3 protein-coding genes are annotated in these 3,745 nt (G+C 30.2%); 2 read left to right on the plus strand and 1 reads right to left on the minus strand.

The features are described from left to right. The coding region (locus tag FOT98_RS29435) for a carbohydrate-binding protein (RefSeq protein ID WP_395940779.1) at positions 1–340 on the plus strand (340 nt) is incomplete at its 5' end. Between the two features lie 241 nt (positions 341–581). On the opposite strand, the gene FOT98_RS29440 is transcribed toward FOT98_RS29435, so the two are convergent. Beyond that, positions 582–1,049, minus strand: a complete 468-nt coding sequence (locus tag FOT98_RS29440; protein ID WP_000689262.1) for a COG1361 family protein — start codon at positions 1,047–1,049, stop codon at positions 582–584. Between the two features lie 746 nt (positions 1,050–1,795). On the opposite strand from FOT98_RS29440, the gene FOT98_RS29445 reads away from it, so the two are divergent. Then, positions 1,796–2,893, plus strand: a complete 1,098-nt coding sequence (locus FOT98_RS29445; protein ID WP_000778957.1) for an S-layer homology domain-containing protein — start codon at positions 1,796–1,798, stop codon at positions 2,891–2,893. The last annotated feature ends 852 nt before the right edge of the window (positions 2,894–3,745 follow it).

The following is a 3,745-nucleotide window of genomic DNA, read 5'->3' on the forward strand; positions in this document are numbered from 1 at the left end:
CCATTATATTGTATACAGAGAAGTTGGAGGGGCCATGAAAGAAATAGGTACTGCTAATACAACTTCATTTATGGACAAAGATTTGCAAGCGAATACAGTATATAAGTATGTAGTATCTGCTGTCGATACATCTGGTAATGAATCAATGAAAAGTGATGCCATCACTGTTACAACAAAAGGACAAGAAAACTCTTATGAACAATGGGATGCGCGTAAAGCGTATAAAGCAGGAGATAGAGTAGTTCATGAGAATAAGGTGTATGAGGCAGTTCAGAGTTATCAAGGGAATGGGGATCCAAATTGGATTTTTGCATTGTCATTATGGAAAGAAGTAAACTAATAATGACAATAGTGAATCCCTTTAGTTTTTAAAAAATGGGACAATTATAAGAGAGGGTATTCCTATTTTTCAACTCTTAATATTGTTTGAATATCAATTTCTGCATTTTCAATACCTATTAATAGGGAACGAAACCTTAAAACTATTATTCAAAGTACCTAATACGAATAAAAAGATTAGGTACTTTGAATAAATATTTGATAGATAATAAAAACAATAAGATATGAAGTAACCTTATTATTTAATTTGCTAATGTGATTGGCGCTGTATACATTGTATCGATGTGTCCATCTGCATATGTTACTTCAATTTTCATGCGATATGTTCCTGGTTCAGAAATTGCTCCACCATTGCCAGTCGCAGCATCAAAATCTTCATATACATTTGTTCCAGCTGGTAATAATGAACCATAGTGAAAATCAGCGTCATAATAATCCCAACCAGTATCATAGTGTTTTTCAAAAGATGCTGTGTAATGTACATCATATGGATTATCATTTGTTGCTCGTAGAATGATATTTTGTCCCAGTCTGTATTTCGTATCTGAAAGTTGAATTGTAAAATTATTTAATGTTTCTTTAGGACCGCAAATGTAACGACAATATTCGCTCGCCTCATCAGCATGAATTTTAGGTGTTTCCACATTCATTGCTGCTAAACCGCCAAGAGCCAATGTTCCCGCTAATAATACTTTACTAAATATTTTCATTTGAAATTCCCCCTGAGTATGTTTTTAATTCATTCAACAGATGTCACATCAAGTAGTTTTATAACATTAAGCAAATTGCATGCTCTTTTTTCATGAGTACATTTGCTATCAATCTTCCATCTTGTAGTAATTCAATCTGTACATAAAATTTCATGGTTTTAAATCCTATATATGTATCTTAATATACATTGAATAGATCCTTTAATACCTCGATGATACGTTTGGTTTGTTTACTTGTATCAACTCTTATTACTGTTTATTGGTAATTTTTCAATTTCATTATATATAAAATTGGAATCTACTAACAAGAGACAATAACTTTGATCTATCCATTCTCGAGAAATAAAGGAATTAAATAAAAATGTTTTATACAAATGTTGCAGATGCTCAGTTTGTATATTTTTTCTTATTACGGGGTTCTTTTTGGTCTATAGAATTTTAGTTATTTAAAAAGTTTAAGCATCTGATGATTCATGTAATGCCTTAATGCTATTAAATATTTCATCATTTTGATAGTAAATTCTGTTTTATTTACTATCAACAATTCTTTTGCATACATGCTCAAAGGAATCTATTTTAGAAGTATTCCGAGAGTAGAACAGAGGTTATTAATGTATGAGTGAAATTATTTTTATATTAATATATATTGATTATTAAATAATATGTTAATATATATTAGGAAGAGATTATATAAGATGATTGAATTTATTTGTAATAATAAATTATAGAAATAAGGGGATTGAAGTATGAAACTAACAAAAATGCTTTTAATAGGAGCTACACTTGCTACGACGACATTAACATCATTAGCGAATGTACAAGCAGATACAGCATTTAAAGATGTTCCTGCAAATCACTGGTCTTCTGATGCAATTATGCATCTAAAAGATAAAAAAATGATAGCTGGCTATGGAAATGGAATGTTTGGATTAGGCGATAATATTACGCGAGGACAAGCAGCTCGTCTGCTTTATGTGTATCTACAGCCATTACTTGTAGGTGATAGGTTTGAAGATCAATTTAAAGATGTAAAAGGTACTATGTTTGAAAAAGAAATTTATGCTGTTGTCAGTTCTGGCCTTATGAATGGATATGGGGATAATGAATTTGGACCAAATGATGTATTAACTCGTGAACAATTAGCGGCAATTTTACAAAAAACATTTAATTTAAAGCAACAATCTATTACTACTTTTAATGATGTGGAAAAAAATTATTGGGCTACTGGGGCGATTAGTGCCTTGCAAGAGAACAAAATTGCTGTGGGCACAGGTAACAATTTATTTGAGCCTAAAAAAGTAGTAACTCGTGAGCAGTATGCACAGTTTCTATATAGTGCAATGCGTAAGTTAGAGAAGCCGGGACAACCTGAAGTAATGCCGTTAGGGATACCGAGATCCATGGTGACAGATGATTTCACTTTTGATAAATCGTTGGTTGATATTGTTCCTGTGTATAGTAAATCTATATCTAAAGAGGCGCAGAATCTCATTAAAGAGATAAATGAGAAATATAATCTAGATATAAAGTATTGGGAGACAAGTGCTGTACTACATTTAGCTTCATCTAAAATGTTAAAAGAAAATAAAGATTGGTATGGACCATTGAGTATAGATGAAAAGGGCGGTAATAATTTTACTATTAGCTTCGAAAATTATAACCCATCTATTGAGTTGACGAAAAGATGGGTTACTATGATATACCCTGATTTGAATCTAGACAAAGAGATTGATCGATTGGTCAAAAATGTAAATGTGGAATATGCATTTGATAAAGGCCGACATAAAATAAAAATGGGACAAACGGCTAATTATAAGGGCTGGTACATTTATATTGGTGAATAATTAACCTTTTACAAGGATTTAAACTGATAGAAGGAGTTATTATTGCGATTAAAGAAGCAAGTAATTGGATAGAAACAAACATTCACTCTATGTAGTATAGATTTTTAATAGAGTATATAAGATAATGTTTAGTTATTCCATATAGTACTGTTGGGAATCAGTATTGTATGAAAAATGTAACGTTTAGGAGCTAATTTGAGTAGGAAAAATAGAAACGATGAAGTTTATAAAAGAAAATAGAGAAGAGCATTTTCGTGAATTAATTGCTAGTAACTAGCAGGAAATTGCAAAAAGAAGAGTTAATCAAAAATTAACTCTTCTTTTTATTTAAAATTAATTTCTATACTCGTTATACCACAGTTTATTAATTAGATTGTGCATAAGATCAATTTTTACTATAAAAGAGATTTAAATGGGGATAAATTAGCATTCGTAAACCAAATTTCACAGAAAAATAGCTCTTCTTATAAAAGGTGTTTCTAATAATTATTTTGGAATTATACATTTAAAATTAGGTGATAAACTAATTGGGAGAAGTAAAAGTGATAAAACGCATTTTATTCGTTTGTATTATTTTGGTTTTGGATAATGATTGTAGTATGAGGGTCTAATAAATTTTTAATAGAAATTTGTTAATTTAGCATCTCTAAATGGAGAAGTGTAAAAGAGACTTAATTACATTAAAAAAGGCATACATATTATTAGGGTTAACTAAAAAACGAAATATAAAGGATATCTTAGGTTAGAAAAATTTAAAAGCCTTGTCATTATAGACAGGGCTTTCAAAAAAGGGACACAATTGACAACTGAAGGTGACTCTATATTACCATTTTTGGTATTTTAATTCCAGGT

Source organism: Bacillus sp. HY001, assembly GCF_007558965.1.
GTDB lineage: Bacteria > Bacillota > Bacilli > Bacillales > Bacillaceae_G > Bacillus_A > Bacillus_A mobilis.